Below are 26,896 nucleotides of genomic sequence, written 5' to 3'. Positions count from 1 at the left end.
AATGTCAACCGTCACAGCAACGCGCTCAGACGCTTCCTACCTTTTCAGTGCTCCCGTAATTGTCGCTGCCCTTGGTTACTTTGTAGATATTTATGATTTGCTCCTTTTCGGGATCGTCCGCCTGCCAAGTTTGGCGGCGCTCGGCCTTTCCGAAGCAGACATTTCCGTTACCGGCGCCAGCATCCTGAACTGGCAAATGACCGGGCTGCTGCTTGGCGGTATTCTATGGGGTGTGCTGGGGGACAAAAAGGGGCGACTCTCGGTACTGTTCGGCTCTATCATCACGTATTCGCTTGCAAATATCGCCTGCGGGTTTGTCCAGGATGTGGCGGTTTATAAATCGCTCCGTTTCATTGCCGGTATCGGTCTTGCGGGAGAGCTGGGCGCGGGTATCACGCTGGTTTCCGAAATCCTTCCCAAGCACCTGCGGGCCATCGGTACCTCCCTGGTGGCGGGCATTGGTTTGCTGGGTGCCGTGGTGGCCTATTTTACGGTGGAGTTTTTCGACTGGCGCTATGCCTATTTCATCGGCGGCGGACTCGGTATTTCGCTGCTTTTGCTTCGGATCGGTGTTTTTGAGTCGGGTATTTTTAAGGATATCAAAGACCAGAAACACGTTGAAAAAGGCAACTTTTTTGCGTTGTTCAATAATAAGGACAGGCTCAGCCGGTATCTTAAATGCATCGGTATCGGATTGCCGACATGGTTCGTGATCGGCATTCTCGCCACATTCAGCAATGAATTCGGAAAAGCATTGGGGATCGCCGAACCGATCAAGCCCGGGCTCTCCATTATGTGGTGCTATGTAGGCCTTTCGGTAGGCGACCTTTCCAGCGGGTTTATCAGTCACTGGCTCGAATCGCGCAAGAAGGCGGTATTTTACCTCATGATATTTACATTCGTATGCAGCCTGGTGTACCTTTTTGCGGGCATCAAGTCGGCCTCGCTTTTCTACACGATTGCCACGCTGCTGGGCTTCGGGATTGGTTACTGGGCGATGTTCGTGACCATCGGGGCGGAACAGTTTGGCACCAATCTGCGAGCTACTGCTGCCACCACCGTCCCCAACATGGTGCGCGGAACGGTAGTGGGAATGACTACATTATTTGCTATTTTTAAAGGTTCTTTCACCGTCATTCAGGCAGGAGCGCTCGTGGGGCTGATCTGTTTTGCCATCGGCATTTTCTGCATCCTCACGATTCCCGAAACGCACGGCCGCGATCTGGACTTTCTCGAAGAGTAGCGGTTTTGGTCGGGTGTGGTCAGACTTAGTCAAGAATAGTCAGGTATGGTCAGGCGTAGTCAGGAATGGTCAGGTGTAGTCAGGAATGGTCAGGTGTAGTCAGGTGTGGTCAGGAATAGTCAGATATATATAGAGAGGAGATCTTGCCCAGTAAAAAAAGCAATCCCTGACAATGAATGACAACTCCTGACAACCAATGACAATCCCTGACAACCAATGATTCCTGACAATGAATGACAAAAAGAACAAACGATAACATTACAAATACCACGTTAAACAAAACGAAAATGGAGAGACGCGTAGCGCTAAAAAGCATGGCAGTTGCCGTGGGCGCCATGGCGGGTTTGCCTTCCTGGGCATCCGGTTGGAACAAAAGTGCAGTGGAGAAAGGAAGGTTGCTGTCGGCAGACCAATCCAAAAATCTTACTTTGATAGTCGAAACCATTATCCCTAAAACCGACACACCGGGCGCGGGAGAGCTGGGAGTAGGTGATTTTGTGCAGAAAATGGTGAAGGATTGCTACGACGCCAAAGCGCAGGCAAGCCTCGCAAGTGGCGTTTCGAATATTGACGAGCAGAGCGTTCAGCGTTTTGGCAAGTCGTTCGCGGACGCAAGCAAGGAACAGCGCCTGCAAATCCTTTCGGACATCGAGAAAGGCAGTGACGCAGCTCAGAAAGGATTTTTCAGTATGGTCAAAAACCTCACGATCCAGGGCTACATGACGTCCGAATACGTGATGACCAACATTACCCATTACGAAATGATCCCCGCCCGTTACCATGGGTGTGTACCTGTTAAAAAAGGATAAGAGGGAAGAGAGGGAGGAAGGAGGAAAGGGAGGAGGGATTTAGTCAATAAGTCATTGAGTGCTTTTTCTGCCCTCCTTTCTCCCCTTCCTCCATCCTCCCTTTCCTCCCTGTTTCATTAAACCGAACTATGGCAAACATAAATATTGATAGTAAAAAAGCCCGTACCTACGATGCTATTGTGATTGGCTCGGGGATTAGCGGTGGCTGGTCGGCGAAGGAGCTGACAGAAAAAGGATTGAAAACCCTCGTACTGGAACGTGGGCGGGATGTGCAGCATATCAAGGATTATCCTACGACGAACATGATGCCGTGGGAATTCGAGCACCGCGAGCGGCTTACCAAGGAAATTGCCGACGCTAACCCGATTGCGGCGCGCTGTTACAACTTCAAGGAATCGTCGATGCACTTTTTCGCGAAGGATAATGAGCATCCCTACATTCAGGAGAAGCCTTTCGACTGGCTGAGGGGGTACCAGGTGGGTGGAAAGTCACTGCTTTGGGCGCGCCAGACGCAGCGCTGGAGCAAATACGATTTCGAAGGTCCGGCACGTGACCAATTCGCAGTGGAATGGCCGATCGGCTACGACGATATTGCTCCCTGGTATAGCCACGTGGAGAAATTTGCGGGTATTACCGGCAACAAGGATGGCATCGACGCATTGCCCGATGGTGAATTCCTGCCTCCGCACGATTTGAACTGTGTTGAGAAGTATTTCAAAGAGCAGGTTTCAAAACAGTATAAAGACCGGCACATTATCATTGGCCGTGCTGCCCACATTACCGACCCGCAGCAGATTCACCTCGATCAGGGCCGTGCAAAATGCCAACATCGTGTGATGTGCGAGCGCGGGTGCCCGTTCGGAGGGTACTTCAGCAGCAATGCTTCTACGATTCCCTGGGCGATGAAAACCGGCAATATGACGCTCCGCCCGCATTCGGTGGTGCATTCGATCATTTATGACGACAAAAAACAAAAAGCCTCAGGCGTACGCGTGATCGACGCGAACACGAAACAGATGATCGAATTCTACGCCGACATCATCTTCCTGAATGCGGCAGCACTGAACTCGAACCTGGTATTGCTGAACTCGGTATCCAGCCGCTTCCCGAATGGGCTGGGCAACGACAGTGGTTTGCTGGGAAAATATGTGGCATTCCACAACTACCGGGCAACGGTTTCAGGAGAGTACGAAGGTTTCCTCGATTCAACTACCGACGGTAAACGCCCGAATAGCGGCTACATTCCCCGCTTCCGTAATGTTTACAAGCAGGAAACCGACTTCTTGCGCGGATATGCAGCCGGTTTCGGAGCCAACCGCGATACCTATAACGACCGCAATGGCCTGGGCGAATCGCTGAAAGCTGGTCTGCACGAAACCAAATACGGCAATTGGAGTGTAGGTTCGCACATGATGGGCGAGACAATCCCGAAAGAAGGCAACTACGTGGCCCTCGATAAGAATGAAAAGGACCCGTTCGGAATGCCTAAACTGAGAATCTCGGTCGATTACGACGATAACGACGAGAAGATGATCAAGGATTATATGGAACAGGTGAGCGAGATGTTTACCAAAGCGGGCTTCACCAATGTGAAAACGCACGATAACCACCGCAATCCGGGCAACGACATCCACGAAATGGGTGGTGTGCGCATGGGCAAGGACCCTAAGACGTCGCTGCTGAACAAATGGAACCAGCTGCACCATTGTAAGAACGTATTCGTGACAGACGGTGCCTGTATGACCTCGACCGCAACACAGAATCCGTCGCTTACTTACATGGCGCTTTCAGCCCGCGCGGTGGACTACGCTGTGAAGCAGAGCAAAGCGAAGAATTTGTAACCACTTATTGCTTTTTTAAGTCAGCTGGCCGCTATTCGGAAGGATAGCGGCTTTTTTTATACCTGTTTATTTAGTTTGAGATATAAATAAAAAAAGTTTTAGTTTTTTTTAATCAAGGGTAAGGGATTTTAAATGCAAAAAAGTCTTTTAATTATTACATACGAACAGATACTCAATGCACGATCCTTTGCTTAACCCGGAAACGAAGCGCCCCGGACCTTTTGTGTCCCCTGCACATGAAGGCAAGGCCCCCGTAAGTGAAATTGATTCTGCTACATTCCTCAAATCGGCTTTCGAGCAAAATCCGGGGAAAGGACTGGAATTACTGTTCAAAAGGTATTACAACCCACTTTGCAGCCACGCGGTGCGGTTTGTGTATTCCAAACAAATTGCCGAGGACCTGGTGAGCGAGGTGTTCTTTCAGTTTTACCGCACGAAAGCTTACGAGAACATCACGACATCGTATACCAGTTACCTCTTCCGCTCGGTGCGCAACGAGTGCTTTACGTATATGCGTAGGGAGTTCGGCAAGACGGACAGCCTCGAAATGAACGAGGAGCATTCGATTTCCACTTATCACCAGCAGCCTGATGCGGAAATCCACTACAATAACCTTTTTCTGAAAGTAAACGAGGTGATCGCGCGGTTACCTATGCAGTGCCAGAAGGTATTTCTCCTGAGCCGTTTCGAGAACAAAAAATACCACGAAATAGCCGACGAGCTGCATATTTCGCCTAAAACCGTAGAAGTACATATCTCTAAGGCATTGAAACACCTTCGTTCGGCCCTGCATGGCGAATGGATGATTTCGCTCTGCCTTGCCATTTTGAATATCCTCTAAAATCCGGCAGGGGCCAGTCTTGAAGGCGGTTCCCCGCGGGTTCTCGTCAACGTTGTAAACCGAACAAAAATGGAAAAAACTATATCGAAATATACGCTTTTCGAGTACCTGGCCGGGCGCGCCAATCCGCTCGAAAGGCAGCTTGTGGAAGAATGGATCGTGCAGAAAGAAAATGCCGAGGCATTCCACCGGTGGCTGCTCGAATATGAAACCAAATCACCACAGTTTATTCCCGATCAGGATGCTGCGCTTGAAAATTTGCTTCGGCGGGTGGATTCGACGATGGAGTATGAGGGAGAATGGAGGAAGGAGGAAGGGGAGGAGCGTGCACCTTCCTGGTTTGGGCGCCGGAGCAACCGCTTCTGGCTGGTAGCAGCGTCGGTAACCGCGTTGGTGAGCTGCGGATGGTGGTTTCGCGAGCCGCTACAATACAAATCGTACCAGACAGCCTATGGGCAGACTACCGACGTATACCTCGAAGACGGAAGCCGTGTCGCATTGAATTCGAACTCTAAACTGAAAGTGCCCCGGCTAGGTTTCTGGGGCGAGGTACGGGAAGTGGCGTTGGAAGGAGAGGCGGAGTTTTCGGTAAGCCATACCATTGACCACAAGCGTTTTGTGGTCAAGACTTCCAAGGCATTCCAGGTGGAAGTACTGGGTACTACATTCTCGGTCTTTGCACGGCCAAGGGGCACCAAAGTAGCATTGAAGTCCGGCAGCGTGCGCATCGACTATTCGCAGAACAACCAGCGCCGGGAGGTGATGATGGAGCCGGGAGACCTCGCCTTTCTCGATCATGAAGGGGCGGTGCAGCTGGAAAGAAAACAGGATATTAAAACATTCGCTCCCTGGACCGAACAGCGCTATGTGTTCAACGGAACGCCTATGAAGGAAATAATTGCGATGATCGAGGAGAATTTCGGACAAAAAGTAAGTCTCTCCGATTCGAACATAGCCCAGCGCTCGATCACCGGCAATTTCAAGACGAAAAATGCGGAAGAACTTTTGAAGACGATCTCGGAAGTGCTTGATCTCAGGGTCGAGCAAAATGGCGCAAGCATCCTTTTAACGAACAATTAATTATTCCAAACCATTTGATTATGAATCTAACGCTATCAGCCAAGCAATGGGTGGCGATCGGGATTGTGTTGATGACGCAGTCCTCACGGATCGTGCATTCACAGGTCATTGCATTTGCGTCGACGCCGGCCAAGCAGCATACTTCGCTCGGTCAGGAAATGAAGCTCAAGAATGTTTTGCTGGATCTTCAAAGACACTATGGGGTAGAAATCATTTTCGAAGACCGCCTGGTAGGCTCGGTGAACGTCGCTTCCAGCAACCTGGATTTTAACCAGCCAATCGAGAAAAACCTCGACGTGCTCCTGCGGCAGAATGGTCTGAAATATAAGAAGACACGGAAGAATACATTCGTCATAACGGAAGGTAAAGCAAAGGAAGCGACGCCGGTGAGGGAAAGCAAGGACGAGGCGATGGCGCTGCCGGAGGGGCAGATGATCCAGGAAAACCTGACCGCACCGGCACTGTTAACCCAGGCGGCCGTTGACAGAACGATCAAAGGGACTGTCTCGGACGAAAAAGGAGCGGCGCTTCCAGGCGTAAGCGTAGTGCTGAAAGGTACCCAGCGCGGAACTTCCACGGGTGCTGCGGGTGATTTCAGTCTGGAAATTCCGGACGGCGGCCAGCCGGTGCTGGTTTTTAGTTTTGTGGGTTACAAATCGCAGGAGCTGACAGTGGGAAACCAGTCGGCGCTGACGGTGAACCTGGCGCCCGACGAGAATGCATTGGAAGAAGTAGTGGTAGTGGGATATGGTACTGTTAAAAAATCCGACCTTACAGGTGCCGTCGGTACGATCAAAGCCGATGTGTTGCAGGAACGCCCCGCTTCCTCGTTGAACCAGGGACTTTCGGGCCGCATTACCGGCGTGAACGTATCGTCGAACTCGGGTCGCCCGGGTGGTCGCGCCAACATACGCATTCGTGGAGCGAGCTCTATCAGTGTTTCCAACAACCCGCTCTACGTGATCGACGGGGTTATCCTGAATGCCGTTGAACTGGCAAACGGAAGTACGCCGATAGACTATCTTAACCCGAACGATATTGCGTCGATCGAAGTCCTCAAAGATGCTTCTTCTACGGCGATCTACGGTGCGCGTGGTGCCAATGGGGTTATCCTTGTGACGACCAAACGTGGTACATCAGGCGGTGGAAAAGTCACCTATGACACCGATTTCAGCATTGGTGTAGCGCCCAAAAAACTTCCTGTTTTGAATTCGAAGGAGTTTTTGCAGGTAGAGGAAACCATTTATGCCAATGCGGCCAAATATGACCCTGTGGGCTGGGCTACTGGTACTAAATACACCGATCCGAAGCTGAAACGGACCAATCCGCTGCTTTTCGATTCGAATGGCAATCCGTTGTACGACACCGATTGGCAGAAAGAGACTTTCCAAAAGGCATTTACCCAAAACCATCAGCTGGGTTTCACGGGTGGTAATGAAAAAGGCAGCTTCGGCGCATTCCTGAACTACCGCAATGAGAATGGTATTATCAAAGATTCATGGCAGAAGCGTTTCTCAGGCCGTTTTGTATTTGATTCACAAATCAAAAGCTGGCTGAAAGTAGGTGGTACGCTGGGTTATACCGATCAGAACGAGAAGCAGATCGACCAGTTGGGCGGCGGCGGTATTACTGCTATGCGCCAGGTGCTCGAAGCGTTGCCGATTATCCCGGTGAAATATCCCGACGGCAAATGGGCCAGTAACCGCGATTACCCGGGTATGGAAGGAGGCGACAGCCCGCTACGCGTCGTAGCCGAACGCCTTTATTACCTGAAAACGCAGACTATGCTGGGTAATATGTATGCCAACATCCGCCTCGCCGACGGACTGGAACTGCGCTCTACCGTGGGTGCGAACGTGATCAACCAGCGCAACGACTACTTCGCCGCCGCAGGACTTCAGTACATTTCCAGCAATGGTGATGCATCGGTGGCCAGTAGCCGGTATAACTCGTGGCAGTTCGAAAACTACCTGACGTATTTCAAAGACTTTGGCAAGATCCATTCGATCAACGCCATGCTCGGGTTGTCGTGGCAACATGTGGATCGTTTCGATAATACGGCACGGAGCCAGAACTTTACAGACACTTATTTTCTGTATAATAACCTCGGAGCGGGCGCAACTGCATTGGCACCCAGCTCGGCTGCTACGGCTTACGGTCTGAATTCTTATTTCGCCAGGATCAATTACAGCCTGATGAACAAGTACCTGGTGACATTCACGGGCCGTATTGACGGTTCGTCCAAGTTCGGGGATGCCAACCGGTATGCATTCTTCCCGTCGGCCGCGGTAGCATGGCGTGTGAATGAGGAAGAATTCCTGAAAAACTCGAATTCGATCTCCAACTTGAAAATCCGGGCAAGCTATGGCGCCACCGGGAACTCGGAAATCCCCGCTTACCGTGCCCTTGCAGGTTTGGCGAGCTCCGATGTCATCTTCGGAGGAACCCGTAACATCGGTATCGGTGTCGGTAGGATGTCGAACTCGAACCTGCAATGGGAGAAAACACAACAGGTGGATTTGGGTATAGAACTCGGGTTGTTCCAAAACCGCGTTAATTTAGAACTCGACCTCTATCGCCGCAAAGTGAACGAAATGTTGCTGGATGCGCCACTTCCATTCAGCAGCGGCTACACAAGCATCTTCACCAATGTTGGCAGCATGGAGAACAAAGGTTTTGAATTCGCCGTCAACTCGACCAATATCAAAGCCGGTGATTTCTCTTGGAGCACCACATTCAATATTTCTGTAAACAAAAACAAAGTTCTGGCACTGTCGGGCGGTAGCGATATCTTCTCTGGCGCAACGGTGATCCGCGTAGGCGAGCCGGTAGGTTCATTCTTCGGACGCGTACATCAGGGCATCTGGTCGACCGCGGAAGCTGAGCAAGCCAAGAAATACAATATGCTGCCCGGTGACGTGAAATATGCCGATTTGAACAAAGACGGTACAATCAACGATAACGACCGGACGATCATCGGTAAAGGTATTCCCGATGGGTTTGGTACATTCCTGAACACATTCAATTTCAAGCAATGGTCATTAACTGTTGACTTGCAATACATGTACGGCAACGACGTGCTCGACCGCAGTATACACTCGGCGGAAGACCGCCAGGGTATTGCCAACAGCTACAAAACCGTGTTGAATGCATGGACGGAAACCAACCAGAACACGACGATTGCACAGATTCGTCCGATCAATGCCTACTACACGACCAACAACGACAGCCATAAGGTAACCGACGCATCGTTTATCCGCGGCCGCAACCTGTTGCTTGCTTATGCGTTCCCCTCGCACATTGCTTCGAAAATGAAACTGGAACGTCTGAGAGCTTATGCATCCGTTCAGAACTTCTTTGTAACGACCAAATACAAAGGTTATGATCCCGAAGTATCCAACTCCGGATCGCCATTCGACCAGGGATTTGGTTTATATGACTATCCGAAGCCAAGAGTATTTATGCTGGGCTTGAACATCGGTTTATAACAATATTGACTCTTACCGAAAGTAAAAATGACAATCATATCAAAGAAAATCGGCTTGCTCGCTATGCTGAGCTTATTTGGGGCGACAGGATGTTCCGACTTCCTGGATGAGTCGGACCCCAGTAACTTCACCGAAGAGAACTATTTTACGCAGCCCGCGCACGCACGCAGCTCCGTAAACGCGATCTACACACCATTGCGCGAGCCTATGAGCAGCGGTTTCGGTGGTGGTGCGTGGATGATGCCTGAGTTCGCGACCGGTTTGGCCGGCACCGACCTTGGTCAGGCTGTGAACAGCTATTTTATCAAAGACCTCCGGAATACTTCGGACAATGGCTACGGGCAAACGTACTGGACCCAATATTATAAGGGTATTGCCGGTGCTAACCTGTCGCTTGCGAAGATTCCTGGTATTACCATGGATGCCGCCGAAATGAAGAAGGTGCTGGGGGAGGCCTATTTCCTCCGCGCATTCTATTATTTCCAACTCGTGCAGATGTTCGGAAATATCCCGCTTGTGACGGCGCCTGTTAACCTGCAATCCGATCAGTTGCGCCCCTCAGCGGCCACACCGGAAGCAGTTTATAACCAGATTGTGGAAGATTTGAAGGCAGCGGAGGCATCGGGTCTTCCAATGACGGAGAATAGCGGTAAGGTGACGCTCGGGGCAGTGAAATCGCTGCTGGCAAAGGTGTATCTCACCATGGCAGGCTATCCGTTGCAAAAAGGGGCCGCCTATTATGATCTGGCGGCGAAAAAAGCCGAAGAAGTGATCGACTCGAAGGCATTCAAGCTGTTCACGACTTACGACGACCTGCATAACCCGGCCAAGAAGAACGTTGAAGAGAATATCTTCATGATCCAGTACAAAACCCAGCTGATCCCTTCCAACTGGCAGGTTTCTATTATTCCTTATAACAAAAATATCTCTGCGTATTCCGATGAAACGGGTGGTATTTATGCTACCGGTGATTTTGTGAAGTCTTTCGAAGCCGGGGATTTACGTGCGAAAGAGAAGCAGTTCTTCTTTACCAAATTCACCAACGAGAGTGACCGTAACAAGGTGGTGGATCTGGGAGGCTACTTTATCTACAAACATTTCGATAATGTGGCCCAAACCAGCAGCGCCAACAGTGACTTGAACTGGCCGGTAATCCGCTATGCCGACGTGCTGCTGATGTACGCGGAGGCTTCCAACGAGGTAGGAGGGCCGTCGGCCAAAGCTTACGAGGCTGTGAACGCGATCCGCGCCCGCGCCGAATTGCCTGCACTCGCTGGTCTTACCAAAGACACATTCCGGGAGGCGGTATGGGCGGAACGCTGGCATGAGCTATGTTTCGAAAACATCACCTGGTTCGATATGGCGCGTCTGCGGAAGGCCTACAATGTGACCACCAAGAAGTTCGAGAATTACGTTGGACACAAATTCTCCTACGGTCCTACCTTGACCGAACGTGAGCTGCTATTCCCTATCCCTACGCCCGAAATACGCAACAATACGAATCTGAAACAGAACTCAGGATATTAGCAGAACAGGTTATCAGTTAAACTAGCAGTTTAATGGTAGATAGAAAAAAATAGGCCGCCGGAGATTTCCGACGGCCTATTTGACTTTGTTGCCAACGAGGTTATTTAATTGATTTCAAATACTTCCCGGCAATGTCTTCCCAGCGGTAGAGATGGAAAGTCTTGTTGTCGCTCATGGCTACGAAAAGGCCACGGGGAAATTGCGCATTGAGGGGAATGGAGACTATGTCGGAGCCGTCGCTGTGGCTGGCTTTTACGGTCACTTTCCTTAATAAAGGGTGCTCGTTGGGCTTGCCGGAGGTTCCTTCTCGAGGAAATATCCGGAAACTGTTGGCGCCCTGGTCCGAAACGAGGATATAACCGGTACTGTCGGTGAGCTCGTAGATGGAAATGCCTTCATGATCTTCCGTGAACCCGGTGGTGGCGAATAATGCCAGCTCGTCGTTGCCTTTTTCAGGATCGGCATAATACTTGCGAACGCCTTTGCCTTCATCGGAATAATACACATAACCGAGCTGGTCGTCGACGGCAATGGCTTCGATCTCTTTCAACCCGCTGTATTGGCCGAATTTACGGACGAGGGATGCTTTTACCTGGCCTTTACCATCGTCTTCCAGGAGATATTGCCAGAGATAAGTCCCGTCGACAGGCCCCGATTTGCGGCCCACAATAGCGTAAATTTTACCTGATTTGTTCTTGTAAAGCGCAATGCCCATCAAATCCCGCACATTCTCGCCTGTTTCTCCTACAAAAACTTCAATACCACCATTGTCGACCGGCTTCATATCGGGCACGCTGTAAATGCGAAGTTTGTGCGTGAAACGTTCGGTAGTAACGGCAATATCGCTGGGCTTGCCGCCCAGTGACAGGCCATACTCGATATCCACATTATCAGGACGTTTCAGGCCGGTTACGGTTTTATCGCGCTGCAATTTGCCTTGCAGGTCGAACACGTATAAGCCGCCGTCCTGATCTTTGTCCGTGCCGATGATCAGGCTCTGGGCCGGGTTGGCCGGATTGATCCAGATCGCAGGGTCGTCGGTGTCGTGCGCAACGGTGTCGGTAATGAAAACCGGCTGGATAACCGCGCTGACGGTGTCGGCTTTGGCGGATTGGATGGGGGTGTTTTGATGGGCCTGGCAGGCAATGAAGGATGCGGCCAGGCCGAGAGCCGGGATGAATAATGCTTTCAATGGGTCAGAAGAATGAGATGTACTAAACTGAGAATGTCAGCCTGAGCGAAGCTGGCCCTCTGTCATGTTGAGCGAAGTCGAAACATCGTGCTTGATGCCTTCGACTCCGCTCAGGCTAACAATGCCGTCGTGCCACGTATAACTTGAATGAAATTACTTGGTCCCAAACGCCCCGATGTAGTCGGCAGGTGCGGGCGATTTGTAGGTTACACCATTAATTACAAGGCCGTCGCCGTACAGGCGCATGAAACCGGTTTTACCTTTGCCCAAGGCCGGTGAGCCGACTTGCAAATGGAAGTCCCAGGCAGTGTTGAAAGTTGCGTTTTTGCTGTCGGTCGTCAATGGATAATTCACGAATTTGGGATCGTTCTCACCCACTTTGACAGAAATCAGGTCGTTGACACCTTTCAGGATCTCGGCGGATGGCTGGAATTGTTTCACTCCCTCTTCGGTAGCGCCATAGTATAGTGAGTTACTAATCACCGAACGGTCATCCACCGACTTGTCGACATTCTCTTTCTTGATACCGAAGCGGTCGTTGGCCAGCAGGTTATTGTAAAGATCTGCACGAACGCCTTTTTCCAGCCAGATGGAGCCTCCTTTCGTAGTAGGCCTTCTCCAACCGGCATTAACAATCGTGTTGTTATATCCCACGATGTACGCTTGCGGCTTGCGGTCGCCTGAATTCGAGAGCTTTAATGCATTGGTGTTAGGGCTATAAACCACATTGAATGCAACATCAGCCTGAACGCCCGATTTGATATTGATCGCGTCGCCACCTGATACCCCGGTTGTGTTGAAGGTATTGTTGGCAATAATCACTTTACCGCCTTCGATGTAAAAGCCATCTTCATTGAAATTACGGATAATGCTGTTGATCACTACCAGCTTGCCGTTTAGGTTGGGATAATAAACAACCGGAACGTGCTCTCCCGCAGCCGCCTTGTACAATCCGGCTTTTACCGATGGCGATTCTTCGGTAGTTACCGCGCCTCCGTATTCGAGAATGGTATTGCTCAATACGAATTCAGCCGAATTAGGACCGGCGATAAGCCCGCCCCAAAGATTGCCAAACTGGTTGCCAGCTGTTTTCCAGGCATCTGGTACCGTGAATTTCACAGGCGCGGCGGCAGTACCGAGGCTGTACAGGTTACCTTTCACAACCACCTCCGGCTTGATCACCGAGTCGCTGAAAAGTACTGTCACACCTTCTTCAATCGTGAGCGATTTACCATCGGGGATCTGGATGTGGCCGGTCACCTTATAGGTGTTGCCTTTGGTCCAGGTGCCGGAAAGTTCCCCGGATACCGATTCTTCGGTGGGCTTTGGATCGACGGGAATGGGCTCCGATTTGTCGTCGCTGCAACCGGTGATCAGGAATGCGGCAAGCGCTGAAAGCGTGAATAGCTGTTTCATTTTGGATTGGTTCATGATATTAAAATTTTGATGACTGATGATTAAAATTTGTATCGTACGCCGATCAGGTAGGAGCGCTGGTAACGGTCGCGGCGGATGAGCGTTTTACCGCGCAGGTCCTGGTGCGGGATATGGGCATTGGAGGCACTGACATTCTTCATGTACACTTCCATAGGCGTGTCGAGGAGGTTGTTGGCTTTTACGAACACTCCGAGGCCATTACGAAAGGTCTTTTCAAGGGAGGCGTCCATTTGGACGAAGCCCTTTTGCCAGAGGTCGTTGTCGAGAAACTGCGAAACGGTGTTGATCCGCTCCCCCGTGTACCCGCCCGCCAGCTGGGCGTCGATGCCGCTCTCCTGGTTTTTGTAGAGAATAGAAAGGTTGCCCACATGCGCCGACTGCCCGTAAAGCGGTCGCGTTTGATCGACATTGATCGTTTCCAAATCACCGCTCTCGTTACGTATGCGCCTGGACTTAGGCGTGGTAATGCGCGAATGCGTGTAGGTGTAATTGGCTTTGATCCCGAACTGCTTTACATATTTGATATAATCGATTTCCAGACCGTAGTTTTTCGCATTTCCGAAATTGCCCGGCGAGTAATAAATGTCCTGTCCACGGATCGCATCGCGTTGTAATGTGTATTCAATAGGGTCTTTAATCATTTTGTAAAAAACACCCACCATAAATTGCTCCGAAGCCCGTGGGAACAACTCATAGCGCAAGTCGATATTATCGGCAATGGCGCGTTTCAAATCGGGATTACCGCGCTCCTGGTACTCTTCCTGCACAATGCGGTAAGGCACTATTTCGAAAAAGCCCGGGCGGTTGATCGAGCGGAAATAGGATGCCCGCAGGTTGACATTGCCTTCGGGTTTGTATTTCAAATGCAGGCTTGGGAGAATATCGGTGTATTTCTGTTTGCCATTCGGGCGGTCTTCGCCAACAGGGAAAAGCATCGAGTAACCCTGGTCGGTCGCTTCTGCCCGCACGCCGCCGAGTATTTCCAGGTTCTTCGTCTCCGCTTTAAATTGGATAAAACCCGCTTTAACCTGTTCGGTAGCATCGTAGCTCAATGCACTCGCTACCGAGCCGCGTGGGTTCTGGATCGTCCATCGGATCTGGCTGTAATCGGTAAAATCCTTTCCGTATTCTGCAAATGGGTCGGCCGGGCGGAGCTGGTAGTTGTTATAGAAGTTGGACCGCGATTTGTCGCGGAACAGGCCACCCGCTGTCCATTCAACCTGCGCCGGATCCATGGTCGTATGGTAGGTCAGATTAAGGTAACCGGATAGATCACGGTCGGAGTTGTGTTCCCAGCGCCGCGACGCATCGCCGACGGTCGTTTTTCTTTCCTGAAAATGCTCCATAACACCCATCAGCGGCACAGTCACATTGTCGGGTACCTCGTTGGTTGCTTTGGAATACACCGCCGACCATTGCAATGCGAGTGCATCGAGCAGTTGGTGATTGCCTTGCAATGTGCTATTGAAAATCTGCTGCCGGGTTAGCCGCGAGCGGGTCGAATAGCTGAGCGTTGCATTGCCCGCCACCGGATCATAGCCGCCGATGGTGAGCTGGGTAGCTTTCACATCCCGTACCTGTACATTCGTCAGGTTCATGAATGCATTGTAAAACTGGATTTTATGCTTCTCATTAATCCGGTAATCGATTTTGGAATGCAAACCATAGCGGATCTGCTGCTCGGAGTACTCACGCTCGCTCATCTTCGTAAGCACTTCGCCGCGCAGGGTGTCGGTGGTCTCGGAGTCGAAGAAAAGGCTGTTGCTACCGCGGTGGGTGTTCTGGTAACTTCCCGCGAGCAGGACGCCGAGCTTGTCGTGCAGAAAGCGGTTTCCTACCGCGATGCTGCCCAGCAGGTTGGGTAATGGGTTTTTGTATTTATAATTAACAGTAGCTGTGGAAAAGTCGGCCGGGGTTGCATTGTACTGGTTACCATTCCGCTCGTAAGGGGATTTCGACTGAATGTTTCTAAAATCATAACCCATGAATTTCCGGTCCATAAAAAGCTCGTTATAACCGGTTGAAACATTGGCAGACAGCGTAAACTTGTCGGGCGCATCCTTCATTACCATATTCACCGCTCCGCCAATCGCGTCGCCTTCCATGGAGGGCGTCAATGCCTTGTACACTTCAAGCCGGTCGAGGAGATCGGAGGGGAAAATATCCAGAGGGACGTAGCGGTACTTGTTATCGGGGCTCGGAATCTTCACGCCGTTCACGAGCGTGTAGTTATAACGTTTGTCCATGCCGCGCAGGATTGCGTACTGGCCGTCGCCATTGCTGTTGCGTTCGATGGAAATGCCCGAAATACGCTGGATCACGTTTGCTACCGTGAGGTCGGGGGAGATCTGGATCGTTTTGCCGGAGACAATATTCATGACCTGGCTCGCATTGCGCTCCATGAGTCGGGCGGTGTTGTCGCTCGCGCCGTCGCGCTTGCCGGTGACCGCTACCTCTTCCAATCCCAGCCCAGCAGCAGCTTCCAGCGAAAGCTCCATTTGAACAACCTCATTCCCATTGATCGCGAACTCCTTTTGTACGGGAGCATAGGAAATGTGGCGGACGGTGAGGCGGTACGAGCCCTTTTGAAGGTTAGCGATCGAGAACGAGCCATCGAGCCCTGAAATATCGTGCAGGTTGGTTCCTTCGATCGAGATCACCACGCCCAATGCAGGCTCGCCGGTGGCTGCTTCCAAAAGCTTGCCTTTGAGGGTACCGGCTCGCAGGCTGGTGAGTGTGAATAGAAGCAGGAAGGTATACAGGTAAATTCGGATCATCAGGTGAGATTTGTTATCGGCCGTCGGTTTGTCGTTTCGGTTGACGACACGAAGGTGTGCAGAACAAACTCAGTGATCCAAATCAGCCCCGTTAACAAAAGGGCAACAAGGCATTTTGGGGCGTTACATCAAGGCAACAAAGGTTTGTTTTTGTATTTAATTAATTGATATTCAGTGAATTAAATATAAGTGTTGCGCCATTATGTTTGCGTTACGGCACTGTTAAGAAATCGTTAACCGCCTTAGATCGACTGGATATAGGCCGAAAGATTATCCCCCGCTGCAAGGTTCAGTTTCTTGCGTAGTCGGTGGCGGATCACGCGCAGGCTGTCCTGCGAAATGCCGAGGAGCGTGGCAATGTCGGCGGAGGTAAGGTTCATTTTGATCAATGCGATCAGCCGCAGGTCGTTGGCGGTGAGCGGGCCGGTCTGCTGTTGGAGCCGGTCGAAAAACGATTGGTGCACCTGCTCAAATATGCCACGGAATTCTTCCCAGTGCTGGTCGTCTTGCAAGCCCTCGCCGATTTGTTCGGACAGCGCTTTAATCTGCTTCCGCTGGTCGCGCTTGTCATCTTTGATCATCTCGTCGAGTTTCGAACGGAGGTCTTCCAGCAGTTGGTTTTTACGGATCACGTGCAGGGTATAGCTGCTCAGCTCCTGCGTTTTGGTTTCGAGTTGTTGTTTAAGGTGCTCTTCTTCGAGCTTTTTGTTTTTTAATTCAACTTCCATCAACAGGTTTTGCGCCTCGTACACCTGCTTATGCTGAGCGCGGAGCTTTTGCTCGTTCCGGATTTTGAGGCGCTGCCGGCTGATGATCAGCGCGGCCACTGCGATAATCAACATCACGACAATGCCCGTAGCAATAGAAATAAGCGTATCAATGCGCCTCGCCTGGGTGAGTTGCGCAATTTCATTATCCTTCTTCTCGATTTCATACAGCGTTTGCAGCAATGCGAGCTGCTTGTTGCTTTCCTCGGAGTAAATGTCATTGAGCAGACTGCGGCTCAGCGTGAGGTAGTGGAACGCGCTGTCGTTGCGGGCGAGCAGGTTGTAGGCTTTGGAAATATCATTATAGGCGCTCGAAATCTGGTAACGTTCGCCGTTGGTTTGGGCGAGTTTCAAACTTTGCATGCTGTAAGCCAGTCCCTCGCGGAAACGGCCCGTTTTCCGAAGCACATCGCCCAGGTTATTGACCACTTCCACCTGTGCGCGTGTATTGTGCGTTTGCGCATTGAGCACATAAGCTTTGTTGAAATAGAAATAGGCGGAGTCGTATTTTTCCAGGTCTTCGTAAATGCTGCCGATGTTTTCGTAAATCTTCGCGGCGCCGTCCGTATGTCGGTCTACCTGGTAGGATTGCAGGGCCATGCGTTGGAAGTGGAAGGCGCTGTCGTACATTTCGCGCTTTTCGTAAAGGTGGCCGATGCGCCCGTAAATCTCCGCCTTACCTGATTCCTGTTTAAGGTTTTGGTAAATGGCCAATGCCTCGTCGTATTGTTTCCGGGCCAATTGCGGCCTGCGGGTGCGGTAATAAAGCTCGCCGAGCATGTTCAGGTTCAGGGCCAGCATCTTCTTCTCGTCCCGGTTGCGGAATATCTTCTCGGCTTGCAGCAGATAGTCGAGCGACTGCGGGTAATGTCCCGAAATGAAAAGCAATCTTCCGATTTGCTGCAAATAGACAGCAGCCTCCACTTCGTTGCTTTTCCCGACTGCCGAATTGTAACTGGCTTTCAGGCCAATCAGCAAGGAATCAGGGTTCCGCGGACTCATCTGAATGCCGCGATCCGGTTCTTTAAAGTTAGTTTGGGGAAATGCAGTCTGGGTAAATATGCAGGATATCGAAATTATCCGGGCCATAAGCAGGATAATGCCGGATAGGATAGGAGAGGGTGAATGCTTCTTGGCGCGGCCGGTATACATGGCAGAAAGCGCTGGGTTAATTTCATGCAAGTTACGGCGGTGTGCCTGCATGAATGCCAAAAGCCATTGAAATACATCAATGGCTTTTGAAAATTAATATTGAGTTAACATTGCTGCTAGTCTCAGATGAACCGGTTGATCAGGTTTTCGAGGTATTCCTGTTTGCCCGAAGTCGTCGCCGGCTCGCCTTTGGTTGCAGCGAGGTCGAACAGGTCTTCCAGCTTCAATGCACCTTTTTCGAAGTCGGCGCCTTTGCCGCTGTCGAAGCTTGCGTAACGGTTCTTGCGGATCTTGTCGTAATCTCCGTTCTGAATGATTTTGTCGGCAATGACCAATGCACGCGCAACGGTATCGATACCGCCGATGTGTGCGTGGAATACGTCGTCCACGTCGGTTGAGTTGCGGCGACGTTTCGCATCGAAGTTGATACCTCCGCCTTGCAGACCACCTGCGTTCAGGATCACGATCAATGCGCGGGTCCATTCGGCGATGTCGTTCGGGAACTGGTCGGTATCCCAGCCGTTCTGGTAGTCACCGCGGTTGGCGTCGATCGATCCCAGGATGCCGGCGTCGGCAGCTACCTGCAATTCGTGCTCGAAAGTGTGGCCGGCCAGTGTAGCGTGGTTCACTTCAAGGTTCAGGCTGAAATCAGCGAGCAGGTCGTGCTGGCGAAGGAAGCCTATTACGGTTGCCGCATCGTAGTCGTATTGATGCTTGGTAGGCTCGCAAGGTTTCGGTTCGATGAAGAATTTGCCTTTGAAACCATTTGCACGGGCATAAGCCACGGAGATTTTCAGCATTTGGGCAAAGTGCTCCTGCTCACGCTTCATATCGGTGTTCAAAAGGCTCATATAACCTTCACGTCCACCCCAGAATACGTAATTTTCGCCGCCAAGGGCAATGGTTGCGTCCAGGGCCATTTTCACCTGCGCACCTGCGTGAGCAACCACGTCGAAGTCAGGGTTAGTCGAAGCACCGTTCATATAGCGGTGGTGGCTGAACAAGTTGGCAGTTCCCCAGAGGAGTTTCACGCCGGATGCTTTTTGTTTTTCACCCAAATAGGCAGTCAGCGCTTGCAGGCGCTTTTCGTTGGTACGCACGTCGTCGGCGTAATCCACCACGTCTACATCATGGAAGCAGTAGTATGGCAAACCCAGCTTGGTAATGAATTCGAAAGCCGCATCCGCTTTGTCTTTTGCACGGTCCACCGCGTCAGGCTTTTTGTCCCAAGGGTAGAAAAGCGTTGGTCCGCCGAACGGATCCAGACCGGCACCGCAGAATGTATGCCAGTAAGCCACTGCAAAGCGCAGGTGGTCTTTCATTGTTTTACCGGCGATTACACGGTTTTCGTCATACCAGCGGTAAGCTAGTGGGTTGTCGGTTTCCGGGCCTTCGAAAGAGATCTTTCCGATACCCTTAAAATACTCCTGTTCTCCGAGTAGAATGCTCATTGTAATGTAGTTAATCGTTTTTGGAATGCTTTAACAAATCGGCGGATGTAATTTTCAGGAGAACCATCCCTGTGCGGGCCGCCCTTTCCTCCATCCTCCTTTTTCCCTATTTTAATTAATAAGTGTAGAATTGACATTTCATACTGCAATACTATCACTTTTTTCTGAAAAATTTGCAGCGTCAATAAAAAAGAGGAGCAGATTTAATTTCTGCTCCTCTTTTTTATTGAATTTTTCTGGACTTCAATCAGAAGAATTTCGCGCGGTGATCTTCGATTTTCGCGTTTTCGCGAATGGCTTCGTTCACCAGGTATGACATGCGGCTTTCCAGTGATTGGGTCAGCTGCGTTTTGTACTGAGTGAAATCAGCGATCTTAGGAGCGTCGGTTTTGTTAACCAGTTCCACGATGAAGACGCCGTTTTCGCCGGTAAATACACCAGACTTCTGTCCGGCCTTCAAACCGAATGCTTTTCCAAGCGCGATAGGATCGAAGCCTGCGCTGGTTAGGAAGCCGGTTGCCAGCGAGATGTCGTTAGCGGATTCAACCAATGCACCTGCACCGTATTTTTTGGCGATGTCTTCCAGTGAGCCGCTTGTACCTTTCAGCTTAGCGGTAATCTGCTCAGCTTTGATCTTGTTGCGAACCTTTGTGGTCAATTCGTCGCGGAAGTCATCCACTTTTACATCTTTCGCATCCGATTTACCCGTCAGAACAGCTACTACATATTGTTCTTCGGTTTCGAATACTGGAGAGACAGTAGAAGGTTTCGTATCTTCCTTGAATGCCCATCTTACGATTTCACGTGCGTTCTGGATCGCATTGATATTGGTAGCCGATTCAGGAATGCGGTTTGCATTTGCCAGAACCAGTGCTTTGTTTTTCTTAACGGCTTCTTCGAACTGCTCGCGGCTTTTTACCGTGTTGGCAAATTCGTCGGCTTTTCTGTAAGCTTCGTCACGTGTAGCCTGGCTTGGAGCAATTGTCTTTCCAATTGTCGCAATGCGGTACAGCGTATTCGATTTTGGAGCCGTTACTTTAATAATGTGGAAACCGAACTGGCTCTCTACCAGATGTGGGATCAGTCCGGGAGCGGTTGCCGAGAACACTGCTTCTTCAAAAGGCTTCACCATGGCGCCGTTGTTCTGAAAGTAGCCCAGGTCACCGCCACGCTGTGCCGAACCGGGATCTGCGCTGGAAGTGGCAGCCAATGCTTCGAAGTTCGCACCTGCCTTGATCTGCGCCAGAATGCCTTCCGCTTTCACACGGGCGGCTGTTTTCGCAGAATCCGACTGGTTTTCAGCACGGATCAGGATGTGGCTTGCTTTGGCAGACGAAACGGTATCGGAACGGGTTCCACCGTATTTGTAGATATAATAGGTATTGCCTTCGCGGTAAGGTCCGTAAACACCACCGGGAACGAATGTCTTCACAGCTTCTTTCAACTGGTCGCTCATGGTAGCGTACGACTGGTTGATAGGCGTCGGGATATCGCTGTTCATGGCCGCGAATGCAGAATCGCTTTGAGCCGTGGCCAGGCCGCGTGCGAGTTCTTTGATTTCGGTATACAATGCGGCGCTGTCGTCTTTCGCAGGCTGAACCGGGAATGTTACGTATTCAATCGAGCGGGTGTCGGTTCCCTTGTATTCTTTCTTGTGCGCGCTCAGGTACTCTTCCAGCTGAGCATCGGTTACTTTCACGGTAGTATCTACAACCGAGAAGAAAGGTACATACAGGTAGCGGAGACTGGCTTTGGTATTTTGCGCTACGTACTCTTTCTCAGCTTGTGCTTTCGGAGTGTAGGTCGAGAGGCGAAGCATGTTTTCATATTTTGCACGGGTACGTTCTTCGCGAAGGCTTTTCTCAAAATTCTCCCAGGATTTTTGTTGTTCCAAAGGAAGTGTCTTGAGGTTTTTCAGATAGTTGATTACGGCATTCTTGTCGAAACGGCCGGTAGTCGGGTCTGAAAATGCTTGCAGAATCGATGGGCTGATGTGGTTGCCCTGTACCATGTCGTACAGTTCTTCGTCGGTTACCGCCAGTCCCAGTTTGTCATATTGCTTTTTGTAAGCAATGTCCACCACGAACTGGTTCCAGGCCTGATCTCTCAAAGAAGCAAGCTCGCCTTCGTTCAGGCTGCGGCCCGACTGTGCTTCGTAGTTCTGACGGAACCCGTCCACCCGGCTTTGAAAATCTTTGATATTAATTTCTTTCCCGGCAATCTCTCCCACAGTTTGGTTGTCGTTGCCGCCCAAGAGGGAATTAGGGCCCAGCAAATCGCCTCCAACCATAAAAAGAATTAAACTGATAGCGATAACCGTGACGGCTATCCCGGATTTTTCTCTGATTTTGTTAATTAAAGCCATTTTCTCGATTCAAATTAGTGCGCAAAATAAAAAGTTTTCTTGATGGAATGCAAGAGCTTACAATCCTATTTACAATTATTGGCAACATCCGGACGTTGCGCGATGGGCCCGGGTGAGCAAGAGGACGGTTTTGAGGCTTTAATGCATGTGTTTCAGATTAAAAGCATAGAGGATCGCCATGAAAATACTGAAAAATACACCGGCCATAGCGGTAATGACACCCATCCAGCCGCCTATCATCAGTAACGGGGCTGCAAATGCGACCGCCATGCCGCCCAGGTAGAGGTAAAAACCTCTGCGTTGCAGGTTCCACATCAGATAAGCTGCGTAAAGCGAAAGGGATTCGAAAATCAGCATGATAATGGCTCCGGTCTTGATATTCTCGGCCGTAGTCTGCTCGATCACAGCCTCGAACATCTTATCCATTGTCTCGGCTTGGGCGGTGCTGCCCTGGCGATCCAGGTTTTCACGGACTGCCTCAAACGTCTCGCGGGTTTTGTCGGCCGTGATGCCGGGGTTCCAGAGCCTCTCGGACTGGGTCCATAGGCCCGAAACGGCACTCATAAAAGTAAGGAAACACAAAACGGTAAGGAACGTGGGGCGATTCACAGGTGCACTCATTCAGTTAATAACAGATCAGCAGGTTTTCTGATGATGGTTGTAAAATTTGCCGTTTTCGGTGAAAACACCAAAGGCATTTGAATATTCTTCCTGTCGGCCTACATTTGTCGTTTTTTAATCCAATAAAAACTCAAACTTTCTAACAAACAGTACTTATGAGCCTTCAAATTCTGACTGAACGCATTGCAAACATCCTGGGAACCGATAGCGGACTGGATGCCACAGCCAAATTTGTAACCGACGAAGGGGTCCTGTTTGTCGATGGTAAATCCGTACCCAACAGCGTTTCTAATACCGACGGCGAAGCCGATTGTACTTTCGAAGTTTCCGTGAAAAATGCATTGAAACTCATCGACGGCGACCTGAACGCCATGATGGCGCTTATGACCGGCAAGTTGAAAATAGACGGCGATATGGGCGTTGCAATGAAGATCGCAGAAACCTTCGGGCGCCGATAGTAGGCTTTCGGGCCGGGTGCCTTTTTTCTGGATACCATCAGTTTTCTACAAACGATCACACAGGCATGGACAACCACGAAAAGGCATCCGGAGATACCATCAGGAGAAGGGATTTTATCAAAACCGGTGCATTGGCGGCCGGCAGTTTTATGATCGTTCCCCGCCATGTGCTGGGACGCGGTTTTACCCCTCCGAGCGACAAGCTCAATATTGCAGCAGTCGGCTGTGGCGGAAAGGCCGATTTTAATATCAAGCAGGCATATAATAATGGTACGGAGAACATCGTCGCGCTTTGTGATGTCGACGACCGCCAATCTGAAAAGTACCGCAAGCAATTTCCGAATGCGCCTTATTACAAGGATTACCGGAAGATGTTTGAGAAGGAGGCTAAAACCTTCGATGCCGTTATCGTCACCACACCCGATCATATGCATTACCCCGTTGCGATCGCCGCGATGGAGCTGGGGAAACATGTTTATGTTGAAAAGCCTTTAACGAAAGATATCTGGGAAGCCCGGATGCTTACCGAAGCTGCGAAGAAATTCAAGGTAGTAACCCAAATGGGCAACCAGGGCAGCAGCAGCGATGGCACACGCAATACGGAAGCGCTCGTGCAATCGGGCGCGATCGGGGATGTGCATACGATCGAAGTATGGACCGACAGGCCCGTCTGGCCGCAGGGCGTGAAATCGCCGAAAGACAAAGGCGAGTCGCAGCCCGTTCCTGCCCGGGTCGATTGGGATCTCTGGCTCGGTACCGCGCCGAAACGCGATTATCATGAAGCATATATGCCGTTTCGCTGGCGCGGTTATTGGGATTTCGGTACCGGTGCATTGGGCGATATGGGCTGCCATTTCCTGGATGTGCCTTTCCGTGCGTTGAAATTGGGCTATCCTACATCCGTGGAATGCAGCGTCGGGTCAGTTTACGCCGATTTCTTTCAGCAGGCATTCTTCGACGACGTAGCCCCACCTTCCGCGAATATCCATTTGAAGTTCCCTTCCAAAACACCCGGAAAAGAAATCAACCTGAACTGGTACGACGGCGGAATGCGCCCGCAATTGCCGGATGGCTGTGATTATAAAACCGTTTTCGGTAGCGTCGACGGCGGGATGTTGTTTATTGGAACAAAAGGCATCATCAGCGCGGAAATGTTCGGCGAAAACCCGAGACTATGGCCTGAGAAGAAGTTTGCGAACGTTCGGATTGCCACCAAGCCGCGCGCGTTGGTACAGGGCGGCTGGCAAGGGCACCAGCAGCAATTTGTGCAGGCTTGTAAAAAGGGTTATGGGGCTTATACGAGCTCTTCGTTTGACCAGTCGGGCCCGTTGACGGAGATCGTGCTCATGGGCAACCTGGCCGTGCGCTCCTACCTGCACCGCGAGGCTAAGACGGATGGTAAGGGTTTTACGTTCCCGGGCCGGCAGCGGCTGATGTGGGACGGTGCGAATATGAAGATTACCAATTTCGATGTGGCGAACCAGTTTGTGAAAAGGGAATATCGGACCGGGTGGTAATTGCCGGAAAGACCGCATTTGTTGTTGCATGCCTACGGCATTTTGCGGATCATCGGTTATGCATGTTTTCTACCAATGTTACGTCGCTGACGCGACTGGGCATCTCGCAGCGAAGTGCCGTTAGGCACGTCACATTGGTAGAATAGATAAGTGAGGCGTCAAAATCCGAATCCCGTAGGGATGCAACGGCAAAGTATTGATGGCACGAAGCGGGAGCTTCGCGCCATTTATTACAACTCTAACTCCCGCAGATACATCTGGATCGTATTTTCCAATCCGATATATAATGCATCGCAGATCAATGCGTGGCCGATCGACACTTCGTCGAGCCAGGGAATGCATTGTTTGAGGAAATGCAGGTTATCCAGGCTGAGGTCGTGGCCGGCATTCAGGCCGAGGCCTACTTCCCGGGCCTTTTCAGCTGCTTTTATAAAGGGAAGCACCGCTTTCTGGCGGTTTTCAAAATAACCGGCTGCAAAGGGCTCGGTGTAAAGTTCTACGCGATCGGCGCCGCAAATTTTTGCCCCTTCAACCATCTCTTCATCGGGATCTACGAATACCGAAACGCGGATGCCTGCCGATTTGAATGTGCCTACCAGGTCGGTGAGGATCGTGCGGTAGGTGATCGTGTCCCAGCCTGCGTTGGAAGTAATGGCGCCCAATGCGTCGGGTACGAGCGTTACCTGATCCGGTTTGTTGGCCAGTACCAGCTCCACGAATTTCTTCTCCGACGGGTTGCCTTCGATATTGAACTCGGTGGTTACAAGGTCCCGGAGATCGTACACATCCTGGTATCGGATATGCCGCTCGTCGGGCCGCGGGTGTACGGTAATGCCCTGCGCCCCGAACCGTTCGCAGTCCAGCGCTACTTTCAATACATTGGGATTGTCACCGCCACGGGAATTGCGAAGGGTGGCGATCTTGTTGATGTTGACGCTTAGACGGGTCATGTGTTCAATTTTGAATGATTGAATGATTGAATGTGTGAATATTAAAAGTCAGGTATTGTCAATGGGTCATTGATTGTGTGACCGGATCGCCGGAGCGAAGTGTGAGTTTTGAATCTTAGAGATGAGTTTTCAAGTGAATTACTAACTTTGCCAGCTAGCTACAAATTTAACATTCGAGTGTATAAATACACCGAAACCGATAAATTTTAGCCTAAATCAATATAAAAGACAACAAATGACCGAATGACAATGCGTGACTAGCACTGACCAAAGATTTACTCATTAGTCACAATCATTCAGTCATTCAATCATTCAATCATTCAAAATTAAGTAACAATGTCTCTAAAAACCCAAGTAGAATCCGGAATCAAAGACGCGATGCGCGCCAAAGACCAGGATACATTGCGTGCATTACGCGCCATTAAGTCGTTGATTTTGCTGGAAGAAACCAAAGGCGGCGCCAGCGGGGAACTTTCTGCGGAAGATGAACTGAAACTTTTGACAAAAGCAGCCAAGCAACGCCGTGAATCGGCCGATATTTACAAAACACAGGGCCGTGCGGATTTGCTTGAAAAAGAAGAAGCGGAACTGGCTGTGATCGAGCAGTTTCTGCCAAAGCAATTGAGCGAGGACGAAGTGAAAGCCAAATTGCAGGAAATCATCGCTCGCGTAGGGGCGGCTGGGCCTTCGGATATGGGCAAAGTTATGGGTGTAGCCACCAAAGAACTCGCCGGCCAGGCCGACGGACGTGTCGTTTCCACGCTGGTTAAGGCATTGCTCGCATGAAATTACTGGATGTTCTCATCCTCCTTCCCTTGCTTTGGGGCGCATTACATGGTTACCGCAAAGGTCTGCTGATCGAGATCATCGGGATTCTGGGCATGGTGGTGGCTATGGTTTTGGGTTTCAAATTCCTGGGGTTGGGGATGGAGATCCTCACACCGTATTTTAGTGAGGGCGTCGCACGGAAAATCCTGCCTTATGTAGGCTTTTCGGCGATTTTCTTTCCTACTATTTTTCTTCTGAACCAATTCGGATACACTATCCGGCGGTCGCTGCGGTACTCTATTCTGGGCACTTTTGATAGTTTCGCGGGTGCTATGGTGGGTGTTTTTACCTGGGTTTTCGGTATCAGCGTGTTTTTCTGGCTGGTGAATGCGATCGGCGTGAAAATCCCCGCCCACCGCACAGATGACACTTATCTGTACCCGCTTGTGGTGCCGGTAGCACCTACCGTGATCACCAAAGGATTGTCGCTGATGCCGAAAGGTACCGACATTATCAGCGAATGGAAACGTGATTACCTCGAAGATTGAACTTTCAAATTTCCGTGTCGGTTAAGCATTCGTTATTGACTTTCAGTACCTTTGCAGAAAATTA

General features: G+C 50.7%; 19 protein-coding genes. 11 read left to right on the top strand and 8 right to left on the bottom strand.

The genetic code is table 11. From position 1 onward, the window contains the following. Position 1 precedes the first annotated feature (1 nt). The 7 genes from AAHB90_RS26260 to AAHB90_RS26230 all read left to right on the top strand — a co-directional run bounded on the left by AAHB90_RS26260 (position 2) and on the right by AAHB90_RS26230 (position 10,829). Positions 2-1,243 (top strand): MFS transporter, encoded by a 1,242-nt coding sequence (locus AAHB90_RS26260; protein ID WP_342088204.1) that lies wholly within the window; start codon positions 2-4, stop codon positions 1,241-1,243. A 287-nt stretch (positions 1,244-1,530) separates the two neighbouring features. Beyond that, the gene (locus AAHB90_RS26255; RefSeq protein WP_342088203.1) at positions 1,531-2,052 is read left to right on the top strand and encodes a gluconate 2-dehydrogenase subunit 3 family protein; all 522 of its coding nucleotides are present in this window, start codon (positions 1,531-1,533) and stop codon (positions 2,050-2,052) included. Positions 2,053-2,180: 128 nt separating this feature from the next. Further along, a complete protein-coding gene (locus AAHB90_RS26250) occupies positions 2,181-3,893 on the top strand; it encodes a GMC family oxidoreductase (RefSeq protein WP_342088202.1) in 1,713 nt (570 codons plus the stop codon). A gap of 175 nt (positions 3,894-4,068) precedes the next feature. Continuing rightward, positions 4,069-4,734 (top strand): RNA polymerase sigma-70 factor, encoded by a 666-nt coding sequence (locus tag AAHB90_RS26245; protein WP_342088201.1) that lies wholly within the window; start codon positions 4,069-4,071, stop codon positions 4,732-4,734. 69 nt (positions 4,735-4,803) lie between these two features. Beyond that, complete coding sequence (locus AAHB90_RS26240) at positions 4,804-5,814, top strand: FecR family protein (protein ID WP_342088200.1); 1,011 nt, start codon at positions 4,804-4,806, stop codon at positions 5,812-5,814. Positions 5,815-5,834: 20 nt separating this feature from the next. Next, positions 5,835-9,302 carry a SusC/RagA family TonB-linked outer membrane protein gene (locus AAHB90_RS26235; protein WP_342088199.1) on the top strand — a complete coding sequence of 1,156 codons (3,468 nt, stop codon included), beginning with the start codon at positions 5,835-5,837 and terminating at the stop codon, positions 9,300-9,302. A 27-nt stretch (positions 9,303-9,329) separates the two neighbouring features. Further along, positions 9,330-10,829, top strand: coding sequence for a RagB/SusD family nutrient uptake outer membrane protein (locus tag AAHB90_RS26230; RefSeq protein WP_342088198.1), 1,500 nt, complete (start codon positions 9,330-9,332; stop codon positions 10,827-10,829). Positions 10,830-10,929: 100 nt separating this feature from the next. On the opposite strand, the gene AAHB90_RS26225 is transcribed toward AAHB90_RS26230, so the two are convergent. From AAHB90_RS26225 to AAHB90_RS26195, 7 genes are all read right to left on the bottom strand, one after another. Further along, the gene (locus AAHB90_RS26225) at positions 10,930-12,021 is read right to left on the bottom strand and encodes a phytase (RefSeq protein ID WP_342088197.1); all 1,092 of its coding nucleotides are present in this window, start codon (positions 12,019-12,021) and stop codon (positions 10,930-10,932) included. Positions 12,022-12,174: 153 nt separating this feature from the next. Beyond that, positions 12,175-13,452 carry a right-handed parallel beta-helix repeat-containing protein gene (locus AAHB90_RS26220; protein ID WP_342088196.1) on the bottom strand — a complete coding sequence of 426 codons (1,278 nt, stop codon included), beginning with the start codon at positions 13,450-13,452 and terminating at the stop codon, positions 12,175-12,177. A 26-nt stretch (positions 13,453-13,478) separates the two neighbouring features. Then, positions 13,479-16,235: a TonB-dependent receptor gene (locus AAHB90_RS26215; protein ID WP_342088195.1), complete on the bottom strand. Its 2,757-nt coding sequence runs from the start codon at positions 16,233-16,235 to the stop codon at positions 13,479-13,481. A 242-nt stretch (positions 16,236-16,477) separates the two neighbouring features. After that, positions 16,478-18,205, bottom strand: a complete 1,728-nt coding sequence (locus AAHB90_RS26210) for a tetratricopeptide repeat protein (RefSeq protein WP_342088194.1) — start codon at positions 18,203-18,205, stop codon at positions 16,478-16,480. Between the two features lie 71 nt (positions 18,206-18,276). Next, the gene (gene xylA / locus AAHB90_RS26205) at positions 18,277-19,605 is read right to left on the bottom strand and encodes a xylose isomerase (protein WP_342088193.1); all 1,329 of its coding nucleotides are present in this window, start codon (positions 19,603-19,605) and stop codon (positions 18,277-18,279) included. A gap of 247 nt (positions 19,606-19,852) precedes the next feature. Further along, positions 19,853-21,970 (bottom strand): peptidylprolyl isomerase, encoded by a 2,118-nt coding sequence (locus AAHB90_RS26200; RefSeq protein ID WP_342088192.1) that lies wholly within the window; start codon positions 21,968-21,970, stop codon positions 19,853-19,855. A 138-nt stretch (positions 21,971-22,108) separates the two neighbouring features. After that, complete coding sequence (locus AAHB90_RS26195; protein ID WP_342088191.1) at positions 22,109-22,591, bottom strand: hypothetical protein; 483 nt, start codon at positions 22,589-22,591, stop codon at positions 22,109-22,111. 155 nt (positions 22,592-22,746) lie between these two features. Between AAHB90_RS26195 and AAHB90_RS26190 the strand changes: the two genes are divergently transcribed. After that, a complete protein-coding gene (locus tag AAHB90_RS26190) occupies positions 22,747-23,049 on the top strand; it encodes an SCP2 sterol-binding domain-containing protein (protein WP_309981111.1) in 303 nt (100 codons plus the stop codon). Positions 23,050-23,114: 65 nt separating this feature from the next. Next, the gene (locus tag AAHB90_RS26185) at positions 23,115-24,566 is read left to right on the top strand and encodes a Gfo/Idh/MocA family protein (protein ID WP_342088190.1); all 1,452 of its coding nucleotides are present in this window, start codon (positions 23,115-23,117) and stop codon (positions 24,564-24,566) included. A 230-nt stretch (positions 24,567-24,796) separates the two neighbouring features. Here AAHB90_RS26185 and AAHB90_RS26180 read toward each other — a convergent pair whose 3' ends face one another. Continuing rightward, positions 24,797-25,516 carry a pyridoxine 5'-phosphate synthase gene (locus AAHB90_RS26180; protein WP_342088189.1) on the bottom strand — a complete coding sequence of 240 codons (720 nt, stop codon included), beginning with the start codon at positions 25,514-25,516 and terminating at the stop codon, positions 24,797-24,799. Positions 25,517-25,852: 336 nt separating this feature from the next. Here AAHB90_RS26180 and AAHB90_RS26175 point away from each other — a divergent pair, with 336 nt between their 5' ends. Both AAHB90_RS26175 and AAHB90_RS26170 read left to right on the top strand, forming a co-directional pair. Beyond that, positions 25,853-26,302: a GatB/YqeY domain-containing protein gene (locus AAHB90_RS26175; RefSeq protein WP_342088188.1), complete on the top strand. Its 450-nt coding sequence runs from the start codon at positions 25,853-25,855 to the stop codon at positions 26,300-26,302. Next, positions 26,299-26,832 (top strand): CvpA family protein, encoded by a 534-nt coding sequence (locus AAHB90_RS26170; protein ID WP_342088187.1) that lies wholly within the window; start codon positions 26,299-26,301, stop codon positions 26,830-26,832. Before AAHB90_RS26175 ends, AAHB90_RS26170 begins: the two co-directional genes overlap by 4 nt. Positions 26,833-26,896 lie beyond the last annotated feature (64 nt).

Source organism: Dyadobacter sp. OTU695 (genome assembly GCF_038440355.1).
Classification (GTDB): domain Bacteria; phylum Bacteroidota; class Bacteroidia; order Cytophagales; family Spirosomataceae; genus Dyadobacter.
This window is presented reverse-complemented; position numbering and strand designations above follow the sequence as displayed.